This window comes from Massilia aurea, from assembly GCF_040790145.1.
GTDB lineage: Bacteria > Pseudomonadota > Gammaproteobacteria > Burkholderiales > Burkholderiaceae_D > Telluria > Telluria aurea_C.
Genome location: NZ_JBFMMP010000001.1, coordinates 788,475 through 813,170, shown reverse-complemented (window position 1 = coordinate 813,170; position 24,696 = coordinate 788,475). Strand labels below are relative to the sequence as shown.

General features: G+C 65.1%; 21 protein-coding genes. 13 read left to right on the top strand and 8 right to left on the bottom strand.

What is annotated here, in order from left to right; genetic code table 11:
• Window positions 1–24 precede the first annotated feature (24 nt).
• Genes AB2N08_RS03400 through AB2N08_RS03390 form a run of 3 tightly spaced genes read left to right on the top strand, consistent with a single transcriptional unit; the run spans window position 25 to window position 3,177 of the window.
• Complete coding sequence (locus AB2N08_RS03400) at window positions 25–408, top strand: hypothetical protein (protein WP_367609200.1); 384 nt, start codon at window positions 25–27, stop codon at window positions 406–408.
• Window positions 408–1,874, top strand: coding sequence for an RAD55 family ATPase (locus AB2N08_RS03395; RefSeq protein ID WP_367609199.1), 1,467 nt, complete (start codon window positions 408–410; stop codon window positions 1,872–1,874). Before AB2N08_RS03400 ends, AB2N08_RS03395 begins: the two co-directional genes overlap by 1 nt.
• Before the next feature lies 1 nt (window position 1,875).
• Window positions 1,876–3,177 (top strand): hybrid sensor histidine kinase/response regulator, encoded by a 1,302-nt coding sequence (locus tag AB2N08_RS03390; protein WP_367609198.1) that lies wholly within the window; start codon window positions 1,876–1,878, stop codon window positions 3,175–3,177.
• A gap of 3 nt (window positions 3,178–3,180) precedes the next feature.
• Here the strand turns inward: AB2N08_RS03390 and AB2N08_RS03385 are convergent, their stop codons facing one another.
• Entirely contained in the window at window positions 3,181–4,374 is a 1,194-nt protein-coding gene (locus AB2N08_RS03385) for a pyridoxal phosphate-dependent aminotransferase (protein WP_367609197.1), read from the bottom strand.
• Window positions 4,375–4,419: 45 nt separating this feature from the next.
• A complete protein-coding gene (locus AB2N08_RS03380) occupies window positions 4,420–5,922 on the bottom strand; it encodes a peptide MFS transporter (protein WP_367609196.1) in 1,503 nt (500 codons plus the stop codon).
• A 206-nt stretch (window positions 5,923–6,128) separates the two neighbouring features.
• Between AB2N08_RS03380 and AB2N08_RS03375 the strand changes: the two genes are divergently transcribed.
• The 3 genes from AB2N08_RS03375 (at window position 6,129) to AB2N08_RS03365 (ending at window position 11,057) form a co-directional block, all read left to right on the top strand.
• A complete protein-coding gene (locus AB2N08_RS03375) occupies window positions 6,129–7,349 on the top strand; it encodes a hypothetical protein (protein WP_367609195.1) in 1,221 nt (406 codons plus the stop codon).
• Between the two features lie 142 nt (window positions 7,350–7,491).
• Window positions 7,492–9,912 (top strand): glycoside hydrolase family 31 protein, encoded by a 2,421-nt coding sequence (locus tag AB2N08_RS03370; RefSeq protein ID WP_367609194.1) that lies wholly within the window; start codon window positions 7,492–7,494, stop codon window positions 9,910–9,912.
• Between the two features lie 68 nt (window positions 9,913–9,980).
• Complete coding sequence (locus tag AB2N08_RS03365; protein ID WP_367609193.1) at window positions 9,981–11,057, top strand: catalase family protein; 1,077 nt, start codon at window positions 9,981–9,983, stop codon at window positions 11,055–11,057.
• Between the two features lies 1 nt (window position 11,058).
• On the opposite strand, the gene AB2N08_RS03360 is transcribed toward AB2N08_RS03365, so the two are convergent.
• From AB2N08_RS03360 to xth, 3 genes are all read right to left on the bottom strand, one after another.
• Window positions 11,059–11,685 (bottom strand): LysE family translocator, encoded by a 627-nt coding sequence (locus AB2N08_RS03360; RefSeq protein WP_367609192.1) that lies wholly within the window; start codon window positions 11,683–11,685, stop codon window positions 11,059–11,061.
• Between the two features lie 119 nt (window positions 11,686–11,804).
• A complete protein-coding gene (locus AB2N08_RS03355) occupies window positions 11,805–12,380 on the bottom strand; it encodes an MliC family protein (protein ID WP_367609191.1) in 576 nt (191 codons plus the stop codon).
• Between the two features lie 61 nt (window positions 12,381–12,441).
• The gene (xth, locus tag AB2N08_RS03350; RefSeq protein WP_367609190.1) at window positions 12,442–13,224 is read right to left on the bottom strand and encodes an exodeoxyribonuclease III; all 783 of its coding nucleotides are present in this window, start codon (window positions 13,222–13,224) and stop codon (window positions 12,442–12,444) included.
• A 149-nt stretch (window positions 13,225–13,373) separates the two neighbouring features.
• Here xth and AB2N08_RS03345 point away from each other — a divergent pair, with 149 nt between their 5' ends.
• The 6 genes from AB2N08_RS03345 to AB2N08_RS03320 all read left to right on the top strand — a co-directional run bounded on the left by AB2N08_RS03345 (window position 13,374) and on the right by AB2N08_RS03320 (window position 19,331).
• A complete protein-coding gene (locus tag AB2N08_RS03345; protein WP_370662388.1) occupies window positions 13,374–14,204 on the top strand; it encodes a transporter substrate-binding domain-containing protein in 831 nt (276 codons plus the stop codon).
• Between the two features lie 2 nt (window positions 14,205–14,206).
• Window positions 14,207–14,905: an amino acid ABC transporter permease gene (locus AB2N08_RS03340; RefSeq protein WP_367609189.1), complete on the top strand. Its 699-nt coding sequence runs from the start codon at window positions 14,207–14,209 to the stop codon at window positions 14,903–14,905.
• 16 nt (window positions 14,906–14,921) lie between these two features.
• Entirely contained in the window at window positions 14,922–15,614 is a 693-nt protein-coding gene (locus tag AB2N08_RS03335; protein ID WP_367609188.1) for an amino acid ABC transporter permease, read from the top strand.
• Window positions 15,615–15,633: 19 nt separating this feature from the next.
• Window positions 15,634–16,362: an amino acid ABC transporter ATP-binding protein gene (locus tag AB2N08_RS03330; RefSeq protein WP_367609187.1), complete on the top strand. Its 729-nt coding sequence runs from the start codon at window positions 15,634–15,636 to the stop codon at window positions 16,360–16,362.
• A 250-nt stretch (window positions 16,363–16,612) separates the two neighbouring features.
• On the top strand, window positions 16,613–18,262 hold the full coding sequence (locus tag AB2N08_RS03325; protein ID WP_367609186.1) for a hybrid sensor histidine kinase/response regulator: 1,650 nt from the start codon (window positions 16,613–16,615) through the stop codon (window positions 18,260–18,262).
• A gap of 82 nt (window positions 18,263–18,344) precedes the next feature.
• The gene (locus AB2N08_RS03320; protein ID WP_367609185.1) at window positions 18,345–19,331 is read left to right on the top strand and encodes an aldo/keto reductase; all 987 of its coding nucleotides are present in this window, start codon (window positions 18,345–18,347) and stop codon (window positions 19,329–19,331) included.
• Here the strand turns inward: AB2N08_RS03320 and AB2N08_RS03315 are convergent.
• Genes AB2N08_RS03315 through map form a run of 3 tightly spaced genes read right to left on the bottom strand, consistent with a single transcriptional unit; the run spans window position 19,328 to window position 23,544 of the window.
• Window positions 19,328–20,074 carry a pseudouridine synthase gene (locus AB2N08_RS03315; RefSeq protein WP_367609184.1) on the bottom strand — a complete coding sequence of 249 codons (747 nt, stop codon included), beginning with the start codon at window positions 20,072–20,074 and terminating at the stop codon, window positions 19,328–19,330. The two genes, AB2N08_RS03320 and AB2N08_RS03315, sit on opposite strands and share 4 nt — an antisense overlap.
• A 28-nt stretch (window positions 20,075–20,102) precedes the next feature.
• Window positions 20,103–22,685 (bottom strand): [protein-PII] uridylyltransferase, encoded by a 2,583-nt coding sequence (locus AB2N08_RS03310; RefSeq protein ID WP_367609183.1) that lies wholly within the window; start codon window positions 22,683–22,685, stop codon window positions 20,103–20,105.
• A gap of 10 nt (window positions 22,686–22,695) precedes the next feature.
• The gene (gene map, locus AB2N08_RS03305) at window positions 22,696–23,544 is read right to left on the bottom strand and encodes a type I methionyl aminopeptidase (protein WP_367609182.1); all 849 of its coding nucleotides are present in this window, start codon (window positions 23,542–23,544) and stop codon (window positions 22,696–22,698) included.
• A 365-nt stretch (window positions 23,545–23,909) separates the two neighbouring features.
• Here map and rpsB point away from each other — a divergent pair, with 365 nt between their 5' ends.
• Window positions 23,910–24,662, top strand: coding sequence for a 30S ribosomal protein S2 (rpsB, locus tag AB2N08_RS03300; RefSeq protein ID WP_183552980.1), 753 nt, complete (start codon window positions 23,910–23,912; stop codon window positions 24,660–24,662).
• The last annotated feature ends 34 nt before the right edge of the window (window positions 24,663–24,696 follow it).

Here is a 24,696-nt window from a genome sequence, read left to right as displayed (position 1 = left end):
CAGCAATTGTTCTCCACACCAGACATGATGACAAGTAAGGGCGATCCCGGGCGTTCCGAAGAGCACCTTCTTCTCATTCAATCATGGCGGCGTCTCGCTGACCAACTGGGGCCGCTCATCGGCGACAGCGGTTTTTGCGCGCTGTACGGTCGCGCGCTGCGTCTGGTTGGTCCCGAGTACACTTGGCTGGCGGCAACCTCGCCGTGCAAGACCCGCGACGCCCAAATCAGTGCGCTGGACGATATGCTCGCCAGCGTGGCACCCGACCTCGCACATACGGCCCACGCGGCCCTGCTCCAGACGTTTACCGACTTGCTGGCGTCCCTGATCGGGCACGCACTTGCGCGGCGCCTGCTCGACGCTGCAATGGACGGTGGGGAAGATAAGAAAGTACAGGAGCACAAGTAATGAGCGAAAAAGTATCCCTTGGGAAGTTGAGCACTGGCGTGCAGGGGCTCGATGTCCTTCTGGGAGGAGGATTGAGCGAATTTTCCTTCAACCTGATCGCGGGCCCGCCGGGCTCGGGCAAGACCACGCTTGCGCACCAGATGATGTTTGCGCTGGCCAGTGGCGAGCGGCGCGCCCTGTTCTTTACCGTGCTGGGCGAGCCGCCGTTGAAAATGCTGCGCTACCAGCAGCAGTACAGCTTCTTCGACATGGCCAAGGTGGGCACTGCGGTGCGCTATATCAACCTGGCCGAAGACCTGCGCGCGGGCGACTTCAGCGCCGTCCTGGCGCGCATCATGAAAGAAGTCGAGGATTTCGCGCCGAGTCTCGTGTTCGTCGATTCGTTCCGCTCGGTCGCGCAAACAGCGCGCAGCGGCAACGAAGGCGTGGCCGACCTGCAGCACTTCATTCAAGAGCTTGGCACGCGCATGACGAGCTGGCAGGCCACCACGTTCCTGATCGGCGAATACCTGCACGGCGACGCCGAAGCCAGCCCCATCATGACGGTGGCCGACGGCATGATTGCGCTGACACCGGTGCACGAAGAAAATTCGGTCGTGCGCAAGATGCGCGTGGTCAAGATGCGCGGCCAGGCACACCTGAATGGCTCGCACACGTTCCGCATCACCGATGACGGCATTCGCGTCTACCCGCGCATGCTGCCGCCGCTGGCGCCCGACCACCACGAAGGCGCCCCGGTCGACCTGGCGACGCGCCGTATTCCCACTGGCACGCCCGACCTCGATACGCTGCTCCACGGCGGCCTGCCGCAAGGGCATTCGATGCTGGTCTCCGGCCCCAGCGGCTGCGGCAAGACCATTCTTGGCACCCAGTTCCTGCGCGAGGGCGCGCGCCAGGGCGAGAAAGGCGTGGCCGTCTCGTTTGAAAAAGGCACGTCGCGCCTGCGCAATGCCGACCTGGCCGCCATGGTCGAGTCGGGCGACGTCGAGGTGATCGAAAGCCGCATGATCGACCTCACGGTCGACGAGCTGCTCGACGCCATGAACGAAGCGATCGACCGCACCGGTGCGCGCCGCGTGGTGGTCGATTCGCTGTCCGAGCTGGCGCTCTACCTGGCGCCCGAAGGCCGCAACCAGTTGCGGGCCACGGTGTTCCAGATGCTCAGTTCACTGGCCAAGCGCGGGGTCAGCGTGCTCGTGACGATGGGCCTGGACGACGACTTCACCCAGCTGCGCTTCAGCCAGTCCGAGGTGGCGTACCTTACCGATGCCATCGTGCTGATGCGTTTTGCCGAAAGCGGCGGCCAACTGCGCCGCTTCATCTCGGTGGTCAAGGTGCGGGGCAGCGGCCACAGCCCCGACCTGCGCCAGTTCCATATCGGCGACGACGGCATCCACATCGATCCGGCCAGCACCGGCTACGAAGGCGTGCTGCACGGTTTGCCCATCGCACGCGGGATCGCCTGACATGAACGCCATGGCGGCGCTACCCGACGACGTTGCCGTCACGCCGGCCAGCCGCCTGGCGCAGCTCGAGCATGAAAACGCCGCGCTGCGTCTCGAGCTCGAGGCCTGCGGCACGCTGGCGGTGCAGCTGCGCGAAGCCAACGAACACCTGGTGCTCGCCGCCGTCAATGCGCAGACCTCACGCGATGACGCCGAAGAAAACAACCGTCGCCAGAACGAATTTTTGGCCATGCTGGCGCACGAGTTGCGCAATCCGCTGGTGCCGATCAGCGTGTCGGCCAGCCTGCTCGAGCGCACGCCGGTGGCGACCCTGCCGCTGGCCCGGCTTACCGGCGTGATCCAGCGCCAGGTCGATCACATGGCGCGCCTGCTCGATGATCTGCTCGACGCCGCGCGCCTGAGCAGCGGCAAGATCACGCTCGCGATCGAGCCGCTGCGCCTGGCCGAGGTGCTCGAACACGCAGCCGAGACGATCATGCCGCGCATGCGCGAGCGCGGCCAGCAGCTGAACGTCACGCAGGCCGACCGCGAGCTGGTGGTCAAGGGCGACCGCGTGCGCCTGACCCAGGTATTCACCAATCTGCTCAACAACGCGTCGAAGTACACGCAGGATGGCGGCCTGGTGACGGTGACCGTGAGTGGCGACGCCGGCATCGCCGTGACGATCGCCGACAATGGCGCCGGCATGTCGGGCGATACGATCGGCCGTGCATTCGAACTGTTTACGCAGGGGCCGCGTTCGCTGGCGCGCTCGGAAGGCGGACTGGGCGTCGGCCTGAATGTCGTGCGCAACCTGGTCACCATGCACGGCGGCAGCGTCAACGCCGCCAGTCCTGGCCTGGGGCAGGGCAGTACCTTCACGGTGCGCCTGCCCGTGTCCACGGGGTTCCCGGCAGGCGCCACCGCGCCAGCGCCGGCGGGCAGCGAACAGGCCGCCCGCCGCATCCTGATCATCGAAGACAACCTTGACGCCTCCGACATGCTGCGCCTGCTGCTTGAAGTCGAAGGCCATCGGGTCGAGATCGCGGGCGACGGCCATGCCGGCCTGGCGCTGGCGCTGGAGGGCCGCTTCGACGCCATCGTGTGCGACATCGGCCTGCCTGGCATCGATGGCCTGGAACTGATGACGCGCCTGCGCGCTGCGCCGCCCGACCTGCGGCCACTGGCGATCGCGCTGTCCGGCTACGGCCAGCCGAGCGACCGCGAACGGGCGCTGGCCGCCGGATTCGACCGCTACCTGGTCAAGCCGGTGGCGCCGGCCATGCTCGTCGAGGCGCTCGCGGGCGCAGTGCCGGCCGGCTGACGCCTAGCCCACCAGCCGCGCCAGCCGCGCGACTGCTTCTTCGATCCGCTCATACTTCGTCGCATACGAAAAGCGCACATGCCGCGCGGGCGCAGCCACGCCGAAATCGTCGCCCGGCACGATCGCCACGTGCGCGTCATGCAGCAACGCCATGCACAGCGCCGTGCTGTCGCCATGCAGTGGATGATCGAGCTGCGCGATATCGGCATACACATAGAACGCGCCGTCTGGCATCACCGGCACGCCGAAGCCCAACGCGCGCAAGGCAGGCACCAGGTAGTCGCGGCGCCGCTGGAATTCCTGGCGGCGCGCTTCGAAGATGGCCAGCGCCTCGGGGTCAAAGCAGGCCAGCGCCGCGTGCTGGGCGATCGTCGGCGCGCAGATGAACAGGTTCTGGGCCAGCTTCTCGAACACGCTCACCAGGCTGTCGGGCACCACCAGCCAGCCCAGGCGCCAGCCGGTCATGTTGAAGTACTTCGAAAAGCTGTTCACGGTGATCACGTCGGCATCGAGCGCCAGCGCGGATGCCGGAACGTGGTCGTACGACAGTCCCTGGTAAATCTCGTCGACGATGGCAAAGCCGCCACGCGCGCGCACGGCAGCGAGCATCTCGCGTAGTTGGGGCGGCGTCATCGAGGTGCCGGTGGGGTTCGACGGCGAAGCCACCAGCACGCCGCGCGTACGCTCGCGCCAATGCTCGTGCACATGGTGCGCGCCGAGCTGGTAGCGGTCTTCGTGGGACGACGGCACCAGCACTGGCGTGCCGCCGAAACTGGTGACGAAATGGCGGTTGCACGGATACGAAGGGTCGGGCATCAGGACTTCGTCGCCCTGGCTCACCAGCGCGGCGCACGCCAGCAGCAGGCCGGCCGAGGCCCCGGCGGTAATGACGATGCGGCGCGGATCGATGTCGAGGTTCTGTGTGGCCGCGTAGTGGCCGGCGATCGCTGCGCGCAATTCTTGCAGGCCGAGCGACTCGGTATATTGCGTGACGCCGCCCCGGATCGCGGCGACGGCGGCGTCGGCGACGATGTCGGGCGCCGTGAAATCGGGCTCGCCCACGCTCATGCTGATGATGTCATGGCCGGCGCGTCGCAGCGCGGCGGCGGCCTTGACCATCTCCATGACGCGAAACGGTTCGATCGCATGCACGCGCTGCGCGACCTGGAGGGTGGAATTGAAAGTCGTGGAAGACATGATGGCCGGATCAAAAAAGAATCAACCCGGCCATCTTACAAGAACCTACTTGTATGTGTGATGCTCGGCCGTCAGGCGGCGCATCAGCGGCAGCGCCGCCAGCGCGATCAGCGTGCAGGCGATCGCCGCCAGGCCCAGCTTGTTGAACAGGCTCGTATAGATCGGCAGTGTTTGCACAGGGTCGGTCATCCCCTGCGGCACGCTGGCCATCGTGGCCACCAGCCCGCCCAGGTATTGCGAGATCCCGACCGCGACGAAGTAGGCCCCCATCATGAAGCCGCCCATGCGCGCCGGCACGTAGCGCGCGATCATGGCCAGGCCCAGGCCGCTCACGAGCAGTTCGCCCAGCGAATACAGGCCGTAACCGGCAATCATGATCCACGACGAGGTCAGGCCGTTCACGGCAAAGGCGCCGGCAACACCGTAGGTGAAGAAGCCCGCCGCGACGACGGCAAAGCCCAGTGCGAACTTGCCGGCAATCGACAGGTCGCGCCCCGCGTCGCTGGCGCGCGTGTAGACCCAGGCCAGCACGGGGCTGAGCAACATGATCCAGATGGCGTTCAGGGCCTGGAACTGGGCCGGCGACCAGGTAAACAGGTGATTGCCGAACAGGCTGAAGTCCAGATCGACGTTGCGCAGCGCGAACAGCGACAGCGACGTCGACATCTGCTGGTAGAAGATGAAGAAGAACACCGTCTGCAGCGTCAGCACGAGCGCGGCGACGAGGCCTGCGCGTTCGCTGGCCTGGCTGCTGCGGATCAGGTGGATGAAGATGCCCAGCACGACGAAGCCGGCCAGGTACACGAACAGGCGCGCGAGCCAACCGTATTCGAGGATGAAGGTCGAGGCAATCACGGCCAGCACGCCGCCGCCAAGCACCAGCGCGAGCTTGCCCCAGTCCAGCGGCAGGGCGTCCGGCGGCGAGCCGATATGGCCAATCGTGCGGCGCAGGAGGCCCACCGTGATGAGACCCACCCACAGGCCGACGCTGCAGAACGCAAACGCCATGTGCCAGCCAAGATCGCCGCCGTAGTTGGCGTTGACGTAATCCTTGATGGCCGGCGTGGCCAGCATCGACACCGTCGAGCCGACGTTGACGGCCATGTAGTAGATGGTAAAGGCGCTGTCGATCTTGGAGTCGTTGCCTTCGTAGATCTTGCGCACCAGGTTGGCGGTATTGGGCTTGAACAGGCCATTGCCGACGACGATCACGCCCAGCGCCGCAAAGGTCAGCCAGGTGTTCGTGGTGGGGATGCCCATCAGTGCGTAGCCGAGCGAGAGGATGATGGCGCCGATCACCATCGAGCGGCGCGTGCCCAGCACCTTGTCGCCGATCCAGCCGCCGATCGCCGGCGCGACGTAGATCAGCGCGGCCGCCGCGCCCCACACCAGCGTGGCGCGGGTGTCGTCGAACCCCAGGCGCTGCACCATGAAGTAGACGATGAGCGCCTGCATGCCGTAGTAGCCGAAGCGTTCCCATAACTCGATCAGTGCGATCGTGGCGAATGAGCGGGTCTGGCTGACCGGGCGCCCTTGTGCGATGTCCATACAAATCCTTTGCAACGAAGCGCCCTGGCCAGGCCGGCGCGCAAAATCCGACGATTCTATGCCAATTGGGTGAAGCTTGCAGAACCGGCGGCATGCGCCATGCTTACAGTTTCACGACATTCGCCCGACAATAAACCCGCATACGCGCACCATGCGTTGCCTAAAATTCCACGTTCGAATATCGACAACAAGATCTGGGGATTCGCATGATTGAACACATCAAACACACCGCCGCCGGCGCTGCCTGCGCACTGCTGCTGGCGGCCTGCGGCGGTTCGAGCGACACTGCGGCGCCGGCGCTGCCGCCGGTGGCCGTCACGCCCGTGGCGACCAAGCTCGAACTGCTGTCCTCGACCACGCGCCTGATGGATACGCTCGTGTTCCAGGGCGGCAGCGCCTATCTGTCGCTGGCCAACAGCGCCACCGAAGGGTCGTCGGTCCTGCGGGCCACGCTGCCCCTGACGGCGGCGTCGACCTGGAGCCCGATGGGCCTGGGCGCGTGCGGCATGGCGCCGATCGGGGACTTTATCGGGCGTGCGCCGAAGATCAAGCTGGTGGGGCAGGATGTGTGGCTGATGCAGCCGTGGGCCGATCTACCGGAAACGCTTGGTGAGCACACCACCTGCTCGTTGAGTCCCGACTCGGCAAGCTTCGTGCCGCGCGACCAGGATCTGCGCAGCTGCAATCCGTACTTCTGCGAGACGCTGTCGATGCAGGACCTGAAACTGGCCGGCAATCGCCTGTACAGCAATCCGGGCGGCGGCAACAACCTGTTTACGTCGAAAGACGGCGGCACGACCTGGCAGGTGATCCGTGGCACGAAGGAATCGCAGATGTGCTACGCGACCAAGTTCCACGTGATTGGCGACCGGGTGCTGGTCGGCGGCGAGTGCCCGCTCGACATGGCGTTCGTCGAGGCGTATCGGCTCACGCCTGACGGCGGCGCGCTGGCCAGCGAAGACAAGCTGCCAATGACGCTGCCCGAGATGGAAAACCGCAACGTCCAGTTCATCGAATCGGTGCCGGGCACCGAGATCGTCTACGTCGGCGTTGAAGGCGGCCTGCTGCGCAGCCTCGATAACGGCCGCAGCTTCAAGTTCGTGATCCACGAACCCCTTAGCGACGCCAAAGGCTATCCGTACATCGGCGCTTTTTTGCCGCTCAAGGACAATCCGGGCACGATCGTCATCGGTGGTTTCGACAAGATGCACGGCCGGCCCTACCTGGCCTGGTCGGATGACAGCGGCAACTCGTGGAAGGATATTTCAACCCTGGTGCCGGGCTACGACAAGAAGACCGACGACGAATTCTCGACCCCGTCGATCTCGGCCCTGAGCCAGGATCCGCAAGGCCGCATCATCGTCGTGACCAATGAGCGTGCCGACGGCCAGGGACGCCTGCTGCTGCTGACGCTGGGCACCAACTAAGCTGCGACGTTGTCGTCAATACGCCCCGCGCCCCGCATCGGCGCGGGGCGTTTTTCATGTGGCGCCGTGCTGTATGAATCGGCCAAATTCTGTCATGCTTCGGCCTGCAGCCGTACATCCCCACAATAACGACAACGAAGACATGACAACAGCTACGATCGCCCGCCTGGCGCTTTGCCTCACCGCCGTCCCATTGGCCACCAGCGGGTTCGCCTTTGCGCAGAACGCCGAGCGCCAGTTCAAGAGCGTCACGCAGAACGGCAACACGCTCGAGATCGCGACGGGCGATGGCCGCTACCTGATCAAGCCTTATTCGAGCGCGATCGTCGAAACCACGTTCATCCCCGACGGCGAGCGCTTCGAGCCGGCCTCGCATGCCGTGATTCTCGCGCCGGTACAGGCGCCGGCCTCGTTCAAGGACGACGGCGCGCGCATTACCTACGCCACCGACGGCATCGCCGTCACGGTCGACAAACAGCCTTTCCGGATCAGCTACGCCTACAAGGGCAAGCCACTGGTGGCCGAGAAGCGCGGCTTCGGCCGGGTTGGCGGCATGGACACCATCGAATTCTCGCTCGACGACGGCGAAGCGCTGTACGGCGGCGGCGCGCGGGCGCTTGGCATGAACCGGCGCGGCAACCGCCTGCGCCTGTACAACAAGGCTGACTACGGTTACGGCGAACGCTCCGAGCTGCTCAACTACACGATTCCGGTTGCGCTCTCGTCGAAGAAATACGCAATCCACTTCGACAATCCGCAGGTCGGCTGGCTCGATTTCGACAGCCGCAAGGACGGCACGCTGCGCTATGAAGTCAGCGGCGGGCGCAAGACCTACCAGGTGGTCGCGGGCGAGACCTGGGATGCCGTCATGGCCGGCTACACCGACCTGACGGGCCGCCAGCCACTGCCGCCGCGCTGGGCTTTCGGTAACTTTGCCAGCCGCTTTGGCTACAAGACCGAGGCCGAAACACGCGCCATCGTCGCCAAGTTCGCGCAAGAGAAAATCCCGCTCGACGCCGTGGTGCTCGACCTGTACTGGTTCGGCAAGACGGTGCAGGGCACGATGGGCAATATGGACTGGGACCGCGACACGTTCCCGCACGCCGAAAAAATGATGGCCGACTTCAAGGCCAAGGGCGTCAAGACAGTCGTCATCACCGAGCCGTTCGTGCTGACGACCTCCAACCGCTGGCAGGATGCGGTGGCCAGGAACGTGCTGGCGCAGGACGGCGCCGGCAAGCCGGCCACCTACGATTTCTATTTCGGGAACACGGGCCTGATCGACCTGTACAAGCAGGAAGGGCGCGACTGGTGGTGGAACATCTACCGCGACCTGAAAAAGGGCGGCGTCACCGGCTGGTGGGGCGACCTGGGCGAACCTGAACTGCATCCGTCAAACCTGGTGCATGGCACTGGCACGGCCGACCAGGTCCACAATATCTATGGCCACGATTGGGCGCGCCTGATCTTTGACGGCTACCGCAAGGAGTTCCCGACCGAGCGCCCGTTCATCCTGATGCGCGCCGGTTACTCGGGGTCGCAGCGCTTCGGCATGATCCCGTGGTCGGGTGACGTCAGCCGCAGCTGGGGCGGTTTGCAGTCGCAGATGGAAATCTCGATGCAGATGGGCATGCAGGGCCTGGCCTATATGCACTCGGACCTGGGCGGCTTTGCCGGCGCGGTGCTCGACGACGAGTTGTATGTGCGCTGGCTGCAGTATGGCGTGTTCCAGCCGATCTTCCGGCCACACGCGCAAGAGGCGGTGGCGTCCGAGCCGGTACTGCGCACCGAGCGCACGAAGGTGCTGGCGCGCGAAGCGGTGTGGCTGCGCTACGCGATGCTGCCGTATAACTACACGATCGCCTTCGACAATCAGCAGACCGGCATGCCCTTGATGCGCCCTCTGATGTTTGTCGAGACCGATCCGGCGCAGCCGATCGAGCGCTCGTCGACCTATCTGTGGGGCCCGGATTTTCTGGTCACGCCGATCGTCAAGCCGGGCGCCACACGCGCCGAGGTCTACTTCCCGACGGCCGGCAGCGTGTGGTTCGACTTCCATACGGGCCAGGCGCACAAGGGCGGTATCCTCGAGACCGTGCGCCCGGTCGACGCCAATATCCCGGTGTACGTGCGCGCCGGTGCGTTCGTGCCGATGGCGAAGGTGGTGCAGACCACGCGCGACTACACGGGCAGTCACATCGACCTGCATTATTATCACGACGCGTCAGTGAGCACCTCGAGTGGCAAGCTGTATGACGACGACGGCGAGACGGCCGGCGCGTACGAGGCAGGCAAGTACGAGATCGTGCGTTTCACGAGCCGCTTTGCAGCGGTAGAAGGAAAAGCGCACCTCGAGATCGGCTTTGCGACGGAGACCGGCAAGGCCATGGCCGCCGTCGAGCGGGGCTTTTCGCTCAAGGTGCACAATGTGACGGCCAAACCGCGCGCGGTGACAGTCGACGGCCGCGCGGTGCGGTTCGCGTTCAATGCCCAGCAAAACCTGCTCGAAGTGCCGGTGGCGGCGAAGAAGGGCCAGGCGGCGCAGGTGCTCGTGACCTTATAAGTGTTTTGGCGAACATCGCGCGCTGCCGATGTCTGCTACCTTGGCTTCTCTATTATGAGGAGCCTTTCATGACCATCGCATCGACCCATCCTGTTCCGTTCCGCGCCGAATTCGAGCACATCGGCCTCGACGAATCCGAGACCATCCACGCGCTGCAGACCCTCTTTGCCAATATGGCCAAGAAGGTCGCGGATGCCGAAGGCCACGCCAGCCGCGCCGTCCACGCCAAGGGCCACGCCCTGGTGCGCGGCAAACTGACGGTGCTGGACAATCTGCCGCCGCAACTTGCCCAGGGCCTGTTCGGCCAGGCCGGCACCTACGATGTGCTGCTGCGATGGTCGTCGCCGCCGGCCGAGCAACTGCCCGATGGTGTCTCCACCCCGCGCGCGGTCGCAATGAAAGTGCTTGACGTGCCGGGCGCTCGCCTCGACACGGCCAAGAGCGGCAACTCGCAAGATTTCCTGATGGTGAACGGCCCTGTGTTCTCCGCGCCCGATCCGCAGGGATTCCTGCGCAGCGTGAAGCTGTTGGCGGCCACCACCAACGCTACCGAAACGGGCAAGAAGATCATCTCGGCCGTGCTGCGCACTGCCGAAGGCGCGCTGGAAGCAGTGGGTGGCCAGAGCGGCACGCTCAAATCGATGGGCGGCGAGCCACAGCACCATCCGCTGGGCGAGACGTACTTCAGCCAGACCCCGTACCTGTATGGCCAGTACATGGCCAAATTTTCGCTGGCGCCGATCGCGCCAGAGCTGCTGTCGCTCGACGGCGAATCGATCAAGACCGAGGATGACGCCCAGCGCCATGCGATCGGCTCGCATTTCCAGTCGCAGGGCGGCGAATGGGAGCTGCGCGTGCAGTTGAACGTGGACGTCGAGAAGATGCCGATCGAAGATGCGTCGGTCGAGTGGCCGGAAGAACTGAGTTCGTACGTTGCCGTTGCGCGGGTACGCCTGGAGCCGCAAACGAGCTGGGACGCCTCGCTGCAACAGCTCGAAGACGAAATCGCCTACGACCAGTGGAACTGCCTCGCCACGCACCGGCCACTGGGGTCGGTAAACCGCGCGCGGCGCCGGGTGATGGCGACCTCGCGCGAATTCCGCTCGGAGTTCAACCGCTGCCCGATCCACGAGCCGTCGGCGTAAATTAGCGCGCGACGATCAGGCGCAGTCCCAGTCCGATGAACACCGCCCCCGCGATCCGGTCGAGCCACATGCCGGCCGTCGGGGTGCGACCCAGCCACCCGCCGATCGCGCCCGAGAAGTAGCCGAGCAGGCCGAAGATTGCCGCGGCCTGCAGCGTGAACACGATGCCCAGCACGCCGATCTGCAGATTGGCGTCCCCGCGCGCGGCGACGACGAACTGCGGCAGGAACGACAGGAAAAACAGCACGACCTTCGGATTGATTGCCGCTGCCACCAGGCCCTTGGCGAACAGGCGCCGCGCCGGCTCGTCCGGGATGGGCGCGCTCGTCAGGCGCGCGCCGCCACGGCTGCGAATCGCACCCCAGCCCATCCAGATCAGGTACAGGCCACCGGCGACCTTGAGCGCCGTGAATGCCGCCGGCGACGCCGCGATCAGCGCGCTCACGCCGATCACCGCCAGCAGCGTGTGACTGAGGCACCCGAACGCGCAGCCCAGGCCAAAGGCCACACCGCGCAGGCGCCCCTTGGCGATCCCGGTGCTGAGCACCATCAGGTTGTCGGGTCCGGGGGAGAGCGTGATCAGGATGGCGGCGGCGAGAAAGCCGAAGAGCTGTTCGGGTGTCAGCATGGCGAAGTCAGAATGGACAAAGGGCGAACAGCATAGCGCATGTTCGCCCCTTGATTCAAAACCGGCAGCGGCGGGGTACTAACCCGGATCGCATCGCGCTACCCGGGTCAGCCAGGTCATCACACCTTCTTGCAGCTGATTTCCTTGGCGTCGGCGCCCCACTTGATGGTGACCTTGCCCTTGTGCTCCTTGAACTGCTCGCCGCGGTTGCCGTAGGCGATGCCGCTGGCGCTTGGCTCGCCGCGCAGCAGCACGTGTTCCTTGTTGCGCGCCGCGACCATCGACGGTGGCGTGGTCTCGAGGAAGAAGGCGGTGATCTTCGTTTTGTCGCTGCACGAATACGACACCGGACCGGTGGCCTTGGTGACCTTGTAGGCCGTCTGCAGTTGCATGGCGCGGGTGCCGTAGGCGTTGTTGATGCAGCCATTCATGTCCTTGGCGTCGGCGCATTGCTTGACGCCTTCCCACCACTTGGTGTGCTCTTCCTGCAGCGTCTTGCCCACGCCGGCGTCGACTTTTTCGAGGGCCGCGCGGTACATGGCGAAGATCAGGCCTTCCGATTCGGCCGAACCAGGGTGGCCGCACACTTTCGCTTCGGCCGAGCCGATACCCTTGGCGCAAAAGCCTGGCATCGAGACAGCCTGCGCGCCGATCGGCAGGGCCAGGGTGGCGGCGAGAACGAGAATTTTTTTCATGGTGATTCCTTATGGTGGTGATCGCGGCGCATCTTTGCGTGCGCCATCGACGATGGTGAATTCAGGCGAGCTTGCCCAGATCGAGTTCGATCCAGGTAGGTGTGTGGTCGCTCGGTTTTTCGCGCCCGCGCATGAACTTGTCCACGCCCGCCGCCTTCAAGGCCGGCGCCAGCGAAGGGCTCAGCAGCAGATGGTCGATGCGCAGGCCGGCGTCGCGCCCGAACGCATTGCGAAAGTAATCCCAGAACGTGTAGATGGTTTCATCCGGATGCAGCGCGCGCAGCGAATCGAGCCAGCCCTGTTCCATCAGGCGCTCGAACGCGGCGCGGGTCTCGACCCGGAACAACGCGTCGTCGACCCAGCGTTCCGGCTTGTAGACATCGCGTTCGGTCGGGATGACGTTGAAGTCGCCGGCCAGCACCGCCGGCACGCCGGCGGCCAGCAGCTCGAGGCCGCGCAGGCGCAGGCGCTCCATCCAGGCCAGCTTGTAGTCGTACTTCGGGCCCGGGGCCGGGTTCCCGTTCGGCAGGTACAGGCAGGCGATCAGGATGCCCTGGTAGGCCACCTCGATATAGCGGCTTTGCTCGTCGGCCGGGTCGCCCGGCAGGCCGCGCTGCACCTCTTGCGCCGGTTCGCGCGTGACGATCGCCACGCCGTTCCAGCTTTTCTGGCCGTGCCACTGCGCGTGGTAGCCGGCCGCCTCGATTGCCGCAATGGGGAATTTCTCTTGCGGGGCCTTCAGCTCTTGCAGGCACACGACGTCCGGCTGGCGCTCTTCGAGGTAGTGCAAGAGGGCGTCCAGCCTGCTATTGATACTGTTGACGTTGTAGGTGGCGAGCAGCATGGGGTGTTCCGCGTTGGCAGTCAGCGATTATGTTGAGGCGATTATGACAATATTGCGTAAAATCAGTCGCACGCCTCGCCTGGCGCCCCCTTTGTCAGACGATTGTTTGCTGTATATTAAGATTAACAAATTTATCGTTGGAGATTTGCATGATCAAGCGCCGCTCCCTGATGCTCGTTGCCGTGGCGTTGACCAGCACCCTGGCCATGGGCATGGCCCAGGCCGACCAGCTGGCCGACATCAAGAAAAAGGGGCAGATCGTGTTCGGCGTACTGGGCACCGATGAACCGAACAGCTTCATCGAACCGAAGTCGCGCCAGCTGGTCGGCTACGAGATCGACATTGCCACCGCCGTGGCGAAAAAGATCGGCGTCAAGCCCGTATTCAAGCAACTGGCCGTTGCCGCCCGCATCCCCGAGCTGCAGCAGGGCCACGTCGATGTGCTGGCGGCGTCGCTCACGCACAACAAGGAGCGCGAGTCGCAGATCGATTTCGCGCTGACGCACTTCCTCACCGGCTCGAAGGTCATGGTGCGCAAGGCCAGCGGCATCACGACGCTGCCGCAACTGGCCGGCAAGAAGGTCGTCACCGTGCGTGGCGGCACCCAGGAAACCAATATGAAGAAGGCGGTACCGACGGCCAAGGTCGTGACGTTCGAAAACAGCCAGCAAGCGTTCCAGGCGCTGCGCCAGGGTAAAGGCGCGGCCTACGTCAACGACGAGGCATCGCTGCTGGCCGATCACGCCAAACTCGGCCCGATGGGCAAGGATTTCATCATCCTGCCGCCGTCCATTGGGGTCGAGCCGATCGCGCTGGGCCTGCGCAAGGGCGAGACGGGCGTCAAGACCGTCGTCGACCAGGCGCTGCGGGAGCTCGAAGCGAGCGGCGCGGCCGAAGACCTGTTCAACAAATGGTACGGCCCGGGCACCCGCCCCAATATCGCCAAGCGCGAATTCAAGATCACGACCGACAAGATCTGACCTTGGCGCTGTTCGATCCAACCATCCTGCAATCGGGCCAGTACCACGACTGGCTGGTGCAGGGGCTGATCCTGTCGGTCCAGCTGACGGTGATCAGCTTTGCGTTTGCCCTGCCGTTCGGTGCGCTGGTGGCCGTCATGCGCACGTCGACCTCGAAGCCGGTGCGCGCGGCTGGCGCCACGCTGGTGGAGTCGATCCGCAACGTGCCGCTGCTGGCGCATCTGCTGTTCTGGTATTTCGCGTTCCCCGAGCTGCTGCCCGAATCAGTGCGCGAGATCCTGTACGAGAACAATCCCGAAGTGATCTGCGCCGTCATCGCGCTCACTCTGTATAGCGGCGTGCACATGGCCGAGGATATTCGCAGCGGCATCCGCGCCGTGCCCGCGACCCAGCTCGAAGCGGCCCGTTCGCTCGGCCTGGGCCGCATTGCCGCCGTACGCCTCGTGCTGCTGCCGCAGGCGCTGCGCGCGTCGGTGCCGCCGCTGTTGTCGCAGACCGTCAACCTGTGGAAGGACACCAGCGTGGCCACCGTGATCGGCGCGGCCGAGATGATGTACCAGGCCGCCCGCGTGGAGACCGCGAGCTTTCGCAGCCTGGAGGCATTCACGTTCGCCACGCTGGCGTACCTGACGGTCTCGCTCCTGATCTCGGGGGCGGCGCATCTCTATCAGCGGCGCTATCCCGTGCGCACGGCGGGCTGACGATGGGAGCACGCGCATGCTGGAACTGATCGACACCTACTGGCTGTATTTCCTGGTCGGCCAATACCCGGAAGGCCCGCTGGGCGGCCTGGTGCTCACCATCTTGCTGTCTGGTGCGGCACTGGTGCTGGCCATGCCGCTCGGGCTGATGCTCGGCATCGCGCGCGTGAGCCCCCGGCGCGCCATCCGCCTGCCGGTGGGCGCGCTGGTGCAGCTCGTGCGCGCAGTGCCGCTGCTGCTGGTGCTGTTCTGGGTCTACTTCTTCCTGCCGGCCGTCACGGGCATCAAGACCTCGCAGACAGCGACGATGCTGATCGTGCTGGTGGTGTTCGACAGCGTGTACCTGGCCGAGATCGTGGCGGCGGGCATCCGCGCGCTGCCGAAAGGGCAGCTCGAGAGCGCCCGCTCGCTCGGTCTGGGCTACGGCCAGGCGCTGCGCCACGTGGTGCTGCCGCAGACCCTGCGCCATGGCCTGCCGTCGATCGTCAACCAGCTGGTCTCGACGATCAAGGCGACCTCGCTCGGCTACATCATCGGCCTGTCGGAAGTCTCGTTCGTCGCCTCGCAGATCAATACGCTCGTGTTCACCCAGGCGGTGGAGGTGTACCTGATTCTGGCGCTGACCTATTTCGTACTGTGCTTCGGCTTGTCGCGCCTGGCCTTCCTGCTCGAGCGGCGCCTGCAACGGCGCCCGGTCGCGGCAGCCTGACTCTTGAAAGAAGCGAACGATGATCGTGCTCGATAACGTCAACAAGTATTACGGCGACTACCACGCGCTGGTGGGCATCACCGAGCGCGTGGAAAAAAACGCCGTGCTGGTCGTGTGCGGGCCGTCCGGTTCGGGCAAGTCGACGCTGATCCGCACGCTCAACCGCCTTGAGGAAATCGACAACGGGCGCATTGCCATCGATGGCCGCGACATCCACGCGAAGGGCGTCGACGTGAACGCACTGCGCGCCGGGATCGGCTTCGTGTTCCAGCAATTTAACCTGTTCCCGCATCTGACGGCGCTGGAGAACTGCATGCTCGCGCCGGTGCAGCTGAAACGCGCCAGCAAGAGCGAAGCGCGCGACCAGGCGATGGCGCTGCTCGACCAGGTGGGCCTGGCGCACAAGGCCGACGCCTATCCGAACGCGCTTTCGGGCGGCCAGCAGCAGCGGGTGGCGATCGCCCGTGCCCTGGCGATGCGGCCCGCGATCATGCTGTTCGACGAGCCCACCAGCGCGCTAGATCCCGAGATGGTGGGCGAGGTGCTGCAGGTGATGCGCGCGCTGGCCAGGCAGGGAATCACGATGGTGTGCGTGACCCACGAGATGGGCTTTGCGCGCGACGTGGCCGACCGCATCTGGTTCATGGCCGAGGGCGCCATCCTGGAACAGGCCACGCCCGGCGAGTTCTTCGCCAATCCGCAGCATCCGCGCGCCATCCAGTTCCTCGCCGATCGTCACCGCAACTAGTGCATTGTCGTGAAATGAAATGGTGTCGGCAATGGCGCCCCCGCGCGAGTTCTGGTAGTGTGAATCGTTGGCGCCGCCCTCATGGCAGGTCACGACGCTGTGCACAGTTTTGTGGACGTAGTGCGCGTGCGGGGCGCCCGTTTGCTGCTTATAATTGCTGGCCGGCGGGCCGGCCCGGTTTCCCATGCCAGCTCGCCGCCTGCGCCAGTTCCGGCTTCCCTTACACAGTGTCACTTGAAGCCCTATCGCCATGACGTCCATTACCGCCAATTTCGATGAGGATGCACGCCTCGCCGTCCTCGATTCCTTCGGCATCCTCGACACGCCGCCGGAGCGCTCGTTCGATGACGTGGTGCGCATGGTCAGCCAGTTGCTCGACGCGCCGATCGCCGCCGTCAACCTGATCGCGCGCGGGCGCCAGTGGTTCAAGTCCGAAATTGGCCTGGGCGTCAGCGAGATGCCGCTCGATGACTCGATCTGCCGCTTCGCGCTGCTGCAGCAAGAGCAGATGATCATTCCCGATACGCTGACCGATCCCCGTTTCAGCGGCAATCCGCTCGTCACGGTCGAAGGCGGCCTGCGTTTCTATGCCGGCGCCGTGCTCCGCACGCGTGATGGCGTGCCGCTCGGCACCCTGTGCGTACTCGATAACAAGCCCCGGCCGGAGGGCTTGAGCGAGCAGCAGCAGTTCATGCTCACTACCATGGCGCACCAGGTGATGAGCCAGATCGAGCTGCGCCGCGCGCTGGCCGACCAGGAAGCGCTGAACGAGGCCCTGCGCCACGCCGACCAGCGCAAGGACGAATTTCTCGCGATGCTGGCGCACGAGCTGCGCAATCCCCTGGCGCCGATCGTCTCGGCCGCCACCATGCTGTCGAATTTCGAGCTCGAGCCGAGCATGGTGCAGCGCGCCGCCGACATCATCGCGCGCCAGGCCGGCCACATGACGTCCCTGATCGACGACCTGCTCGACGTTTCGCGCGTCACGCGCGGCAAGGTCGAACTCGAATTCGTCGAACTCGACCTGAAGGATGTCCTGGCCGACGCGATCGAGCAGGTGCGCCCGCTGATCGAGAAGCACGACCATCGCCTGGTGCTGGAAATGATGCCGGCACGCGCGCTCGTCGTGGGCGACCGCAAGCGGCTGGTGCAGGTGATGACCAATTTGCTGAGCAACGCGGCCAAGTACACGCTCGAAGGCGGGCGCGTCGAGGTGCGCCTGGCCACGCGCAACAAGATGATCGACGTGTCGATCCGCGACGACGGCATCGGCATGTCGCCGGAGCTGATCGCCAGCGCCTTCGACCTGTTCTCGCAGGGCACGCGCGGGCTGGATCGCAGCCAGGGCGGGCTCGGCATCGGCCTGGCGCTCGTGCGCAGCCTGCTCAAGCTGCATGGCGGAGAGGTCAGCGCCAGTAGTGGCGGGCCGGGTTGCGGCAGCACCTTCCAGGTCACGCTGCCGCTGTCGTCACGCTCAGGCCCGGCCATGCAGGCCGCCGAGAGCGAGGCGCCGCAGGCCAATCCGTACGCGCTGCGCATCGGCGTGGTCGATGACAACGAGGACGCTGCCATCACGTTGGGGCTGCTGCTCGAGACGCTGGGCCACACGGTGCTGGTCGCGCATTCGGCGCGCGATGCGCTGGCCAGGCTGCCGGCGTTCGGGCCGGACGTGTGCCTGCTCGATATCGGCCTGCCCGAGATGAACGGCTTCGAGCTGGCGCGGGCGCTGCGCAGGGCGCCGGGTGCCGATCACGCGATCCTGATCGCGGTCACCGGTTACGCGCAAGAGAAGGACCGCGTCGAGGCGCGCGCCGCCGGCTTCCACGACCTGTTCGCCAAGCCGGTCGACCTCGAAGTGCTGGGCGCGGCGCTGATGCAGATCGAACGGCGCCGGCATTAGGCGTCTCCCCAGGCTGGTGTGCGACGGGATCGTCGCCCGTCAGGCAGACTTTGTCCTCGATTCACGCACAACAGGACATGCCATGACACAGCGCTATCAACCCATCACGCGCCTGGGCCTGGGCGGCACCGGCTTCGGCGACATGTACCACGCCACCAGCGACGAGGCGGCCCAGGCGACACTTGATGCCGCATGGGACGCCGGCATCCGTTATTTCGACACCGCGCCGCACTACGGCGCCGGCCTGTCCGAACACCGTTTCGGCCACGGGCTGCGGCGCCGTCCGCGCGACGAGTTCACGCTTTCGACAAAAGTCGGCCGCCTGCTGGCGCCATCGAGCACCGGCGAGATCGCCGCGCCGTTCGTCAGCGCCTTGCCTTTCAAGCGGGTGATCGACTACACCGCCGACGGTGCGCGCCGCTCGGTCGAGGACAGCTTGCAGCGCATGGCGCTGGCGGCCATCGACATCGTCTACGTGCATGACCTGTCGCCCGACATGTTTGGCGACCAGTTCGATCACTACTACCGGATCGCGTCTGGCCCGGGCGGCGCCTTCGAGGGCTTGACCAGAATGCGGGAAGAGGGCGTCATCAAGGCCTGGGGCCTGGGCGTCAATACGGTCGAACCGTGCCTGCGCGCGCTGCGCGACGCCGATCCGGATATCTTTTTGCTCGCCGGGCGCTACACGCTGATGGAAACGACGCCGCTGGCCGAGCTGTTCCCGCTCTGTGAGCAAAAGGGCGCGAAGGTCGTGATCGGCGGGCCGTTCAATTCGGGCTTTCTGGCGGGCGGGCCGAATTACGATTACGCGCCGGCGAGCGCCGAGAAACTGGCGCAGCGCGAGCGGCTGCAAAAGTTGGCGGCGCAGCACGGCGTCGACCTGGCCGCAGCGGCGCTGCAATTCGGCCTGACGCATCCGGTGGTGGCTGCCACCATTCCCGGCGCCAGCAGCCCGGAGCACCTGCGGCGCAATGCGGCGCTGATGACAGTTGCGATACCAGCGGCGTTCTGGGGAGCGCTGCGCGCCGACGGCCTGGTGGCCCCGGACGCGCCGTTGCCGCAGGCTTAGAAGCCTTCTTCGGGCGTCAGGTAGCGCCACTGGCCGACCGGCAGATCGCCGAGTTTCACACGCCCGATCCGCACGCGCTTGAGGCCCAGCACCTTCAGGCCCACCATATCGCACATGCGGCGGATCTGGCGCTTGCGGCCTTCCTTCAGGGTGAAGCTCAGTTGGTCTTCGTTCTGCCAGCGCACCTTGGCCGGCAACAGCGGTTTGCCATCCATCCACAGGCCATGCTTGAGCTTCTTGAGTTCACTGTCGGGCAGCGTGCCTTCCTTGGTGTACTGCACCCGCACCAGGTATTCCTTCTCGATCGACGTCGTCTCGCCAATGAGCTGCTTGGCGATGCGGCCATCCTGCGACAGCACCAGCAGGCCCACCGAGTCGATGTCCAGCCGGCCGCATGGCACCAGGCTGCGCAACTGGGTTGGATGGAACTGCTCCGGCGATGGGTCTTCAGCCCAGCGGTTCTCGGGCTTGATCAGCGCCACCGCCGGCGTGTAGCCGTCTTCGGCCTGGCCGCTGACGTAGCCGACCGGCTTGTGGATCAGCACCGTGACGCGCTTGGACTGTTCGGCGGCGGCCTGGCGCTCGACGGTGATGCGCTGCGTCGGCAGCACCTTGCTGCCCAGTTCCGAGACGACCTGGCCATCGACCCGCACCCAGCCGCGCGCGATCCATTCATCGGCTTCGCGGCGCGAGCACAGGCCCAGTTCGGACATTCGTTTGGAGAGGCGGAGCGGTTCGGTCATCGGGGAAGCTTTACGGTAAAAGTGAACATCAAATCTTGAGCGCGTCAAGCAGGTCGGTTTCGAGCTGGACCTGGATGCGCGGGTTGTTCAGGGCAGGGCCGTCGACGAGGAACACGTCTTCGACCCGCTCGCCCAGCGTCATGATCTTGGCGGTGTGCAGGTTGATGCGGTAGCGCGTCAGCACGCTCGATACCGCATACAGCAAGCCCATACGGTCGTTGGCGGCGATCGACAGCACGTGGAACTGGCCCCGTTCATCGGGCCGCACTTCCACGGTCGGCGTGATCGGGAACGTGCGCGACATGCGCGACAGGCGCCCACGGCACGGCGGCGGCAGCGGTTCCTGCGAGACGAGCAGTGCGCTTAACTCGTGCTCGATCAGGTTGATGATGTCGCGGTAGCTGCCGGCGAAGTTTTCGTCGGCGACCATGAAGCTGTCGAGCGCGTAGCCATGGCGCGTGGTGTGGATCTTGGCGTCGAGGATCGAGAAATCCTTGCGGTCGAAGTAGCTGCAGATGCGCGCGAAGAGGTCGGGCTGGTCCTTCACGTACACGGCCACCTGCAAGCCTTCGCCAATGGGCGCCAGGCGCACGCGCACCACCGGCTTGTCGCTGTCGACCTTGTCGTACAGGGCGCGCGTCTGCCAGGCGATGTCGGATGCGTCGTGGCGCAGGAAGTACGCCACGTCGAGCTGCTTCCACAGGGCTTCATGCGCGTCGACGGGAAGCCCGAACAGGCGCAGCGTGGCCAGCGCTTCCTTCTGGCGCATGCGCAATTCGCGGTCGGCCGAATGCGGCTCGCCCCCGAGGACGCGCAGCGTCGTCTTGTACAGGTCTTCCAGCAGCTTGGCCTTCCACGCGTTCCAGACCTTCGGGCTCGTGCCGCGAATGTCGGCCACGGTGAGCAGGTACAGCGCCGTCAGGTGGCGTTCGTCCCCCACCACGGCGGCAAACGCCGCGATCACGTCGGGATCGGACAGGTCCTGCTTTTGCGCGACCTGCGACATCGTCAGGTGCTGCTCGACCAGGAACACCACCAGCTCGGTATCCGCGTCGCTCATGCCGTGCTCGCGGCAGAACTGGCGCGCGTCGTCCATGCCGAGTTTTGAATGGTCGCCGCCACGGCCCTTGGCGATATCGTGGAACAGGGCGGCCACGTACAGCACCCAGCGGTCGTGGAAGTCGGCGATCAGCTGGCTGCAGAACGGGTATTCGTGCGCGTGTTCCGGCATTGTGAAGCGGCGCAGGTTACGCACCACCATCATGATGTGCTGGTCGACGGTGTACGCGTGGAACAGGTCGTGCTGCATCTGGCCGACGATCTTGCGAAACGCCGGCAGGTAGCGGCCCAGGATGCCGAATTCGTTCATGCGGCGCAGCGCGTGCACCATGCCGCGCGGCGCCTGCAGCACGCGCAGGAACAGCGCCTTGTTGACCGGGTCGGCGCGGTACGCGTCGTCGATGCGGGTGCGGGCATGCCACAGCGCGCGGGTGGCGCGCGCGGTCATGCCCTTGATGTCGTGGCGCTCGGTCATCACCACGAACAGCTCGAGGATTGCCGTGGGCGTTTGCTCGAACGTGTCGTCTTGCGCGATGTCGATCAGGTTCCCTGTCTGCATGAAGCGCGCGCTGATCGGGAAGGCGACGGCCGGCTGCGGAAACAGCTGCGCCTCGATGTTCTGCAGCAGGATGGTATTGAGCTGCGTGACCGTCTTGGCGGCCCAGTAATAACGCTGCATCAGCAGTTCGCTTGGACGGCGCGCGTTCGGCCCGTCGTCCGTGGCGGTGAGGCCCAGCGTGTTGGCAATCGCGGTCTGCACGTCGAACACCAGGCGGTCTTCGCGCCGTTTGGTTTGCAGGTGCAAGCGGATGCGGATGTCCTTGAAGGCGCTTTCCTTTTCCATCAGCTGGCGCGCTTCCATGCGCGTGATCAGGCCACGCGTGGCAAGCTGCCCCCAGCTGTCGGCCAGGCCGGCCGCCTTGGCCACCCACATGATGACTTGCAGGTCGCGCAGCGCGCCCGGGCTTTCTTTCACATTGGGTTCGAGCGCGAACGCCGTGTACTCGTACTTGGCGTGGCGCAGGCGCATCTCGGCCGTCTTGGCCTGGAAAAACGCCTGCGGGTCGAGCGCGTCGCGGTAGCGCCGCTGCAGCTCTTCGAACAGCGGCTCGTTGCCCGTCACCAGGCGCGCTTCGAGCAAGCTCGTTTGCACGGTGATGTCGGCGTCGGACTCGATCAGGCATTCCTCGACCGTGCGGATGCTGTGGCCGATTTCCAGGCCCAGGTCCCACAGCAGCTGGACCAGGCCTTCAAGGCGCGCCTGGGTGATGGCGTCGGGCGGGGCGCCCAGCAGGATCAGCAGGTCGACGTCCGAATACGGAAACAGCTCGCCACGGCCGTAGCCGCCCACGCCGACGAGGGCGGTATTGGGGGGCAGGCCGGCCGCCTGCCAGGCGTCGACCAGCACGGCATCGACCAGCTGGCGCAGGTTGCGCAGCAGTTTTTCGGGCATGCCGTCTTCCTGGAACGCCTGGAACACGAGCTGGCGCTCGGACTTGAGGCGTTGACGCAGCGTGGTGCGGACGGTGTCCAGGAGTTCGGCCTGTCCCATGGGCTGCTCCTTATGCCGCCACGGAGGCGGTGGCAGGGGTGTAGTGCGACAGCAGCGGCAGCGCGATGGCTGGCGGCGGCGGGCTGCCGGCCGACAGCGTCAGCACTTCGACGCCGGTCTCGGTGACCAGCACCGTGTGTTCCCACTGCGCCGACAGGCTGCGGTCCTTCGTCTTGATGGTCCAGCCGTCCGGCATTTCCTTGATGTCGCGCTTGCCGGCATTGATCATCGGCTCGATCGTGAAGATCATGCCTGGCTTGAGCACTTCAAGCGTGCCCGGACGGCCGTAGTGCAGCACTTGCGGCTCTTCGTGGAACGCGCGGCCGACGCCGTGGCCGCAGAATTCGCGCACCACGCTGTAGCCGTTCTTTTCGGCGTGCTGCTGGATCGCGTGACCGATGTCGCCCAGGTGCTTGCCCGGCTTGACGGCGGCGATGCCGAGCCACATGCATTCGAAGGTGACTTCGGCCAGGCGGCGCGCCATGATCGACGGCTCGCCCACCAGGTACATGCGGCTGTTGTCGCCGTGGAAGCCGTCCTTGGTGATCGGGGTGATGTCGACGTTCAGGGCGTCGCCGCTCTTGAGCACGCGCTCGCCCGGGATGCCGTGGCAGATCACGTCGTTGAGCGAGGCGCAGAGCGAACCGGGGAACGGCGGGTAGCCGGGCGGGGCGTAATTGAGCGTGGCCGGGATCGTGCCTTGCACATTGACCATGTAGTCGTGGGCCAGGCGGTCGAGTTCGCCGGTGGTGATGCCGGGCTTGACGAAGGGAGTGATATAGTCCAGCACTTCCGAGCCGAGACGGCAAGCGACGCGCATGCCGTCGATTTCTTCGAGGGTCTTGATGATGGTGGCCATAGGAGAGTCGTATCCTGCGTTGTATCGGGTGAACGCCCGGCGACCTGGCAAGAATGGTCGGGGCAGAGGTCAGGCAATAATCCCCGCATTATAAGGGAAGTCGCCGGCTCGCTGTAAGGCTGCGACCCGGCTGCGACCCGCTTGGGCCCCGCTTGGGCCCCGGCCGGGCCTTGCCTGGCAAGCATGGGCGTCATCGCACGCTTGAATAATGCTGCCAATTCCGCTAGAATCTCGGGTTGCTCGGATTCGCTTCGTGCAACGTGGTAAAAATAACGTTTTTAAATTTATTGAAATCGCGAATGTGGCCCTAAAAGGGTGCCTGTCTGGTGACTGGCCACATTCAAGACCCAACCCTGGAGAATTACATGTCCGTTACTATGCGCGAAATGCTGGAAGCCGGTATTCACTTCGGCCACCAGACCCGTTTCTGGAACCCAAAGATGGCGCCGTTCATCTTCGGTCATCGCAACAAGATCCACATCATCAACCTGGAAAAAACCATGGCGATGTACCAGGATGCGATGAAAACCATCAAGCAGATCTCCGCCAACCGCGGCACGATCCTGATGGTCGGCACCAAGCGTCAGGCACGCGACATCATCGCTGCTGAAGCCCAGCGCGCTGGTGTGCCTTACGTCGACCAGCGTTGGCTCGGCGGCATGCTGACCAACTTCAAGACCATCAAGACCTCGATCAAGCGCCTGAAAGAGATGGAAGTCCTGGTCGAAGACGGTTCGGTCGAGAAGATGTCGAAAAAAGAAGCGCTGATGTTCTCGCGCGAAATGATCAAGCTGCAAAAGTCGATCGGCGGCATCAAGGATCTGGGCGGCGTGCCAGACGCGATCTTCGTCGTTGACGTCGGTTACCACAAGGGCACGATCACCGAAGCCGGCAAGCTGGGCATCCCGGTCATCGGCATCGTCGATACCAACCACTCGCCAGAAGGCGTCACCCACATCATCCCGGGTAACGACGACTCGTCGAAAGCCATCAGCCTGTACGCACGCGGCGTTGCCGATGCGATCATCGAAGGCCGCGCCAGCGCGACCAACGAAGTGGCTGACATGGTCAAGGCAGCCGGCGGCGACGACTTCGTCGAAGTGTCCGAGCAGGCATAAGTGATGGCAGGCCATGTGCCTGCTGCCACATAGA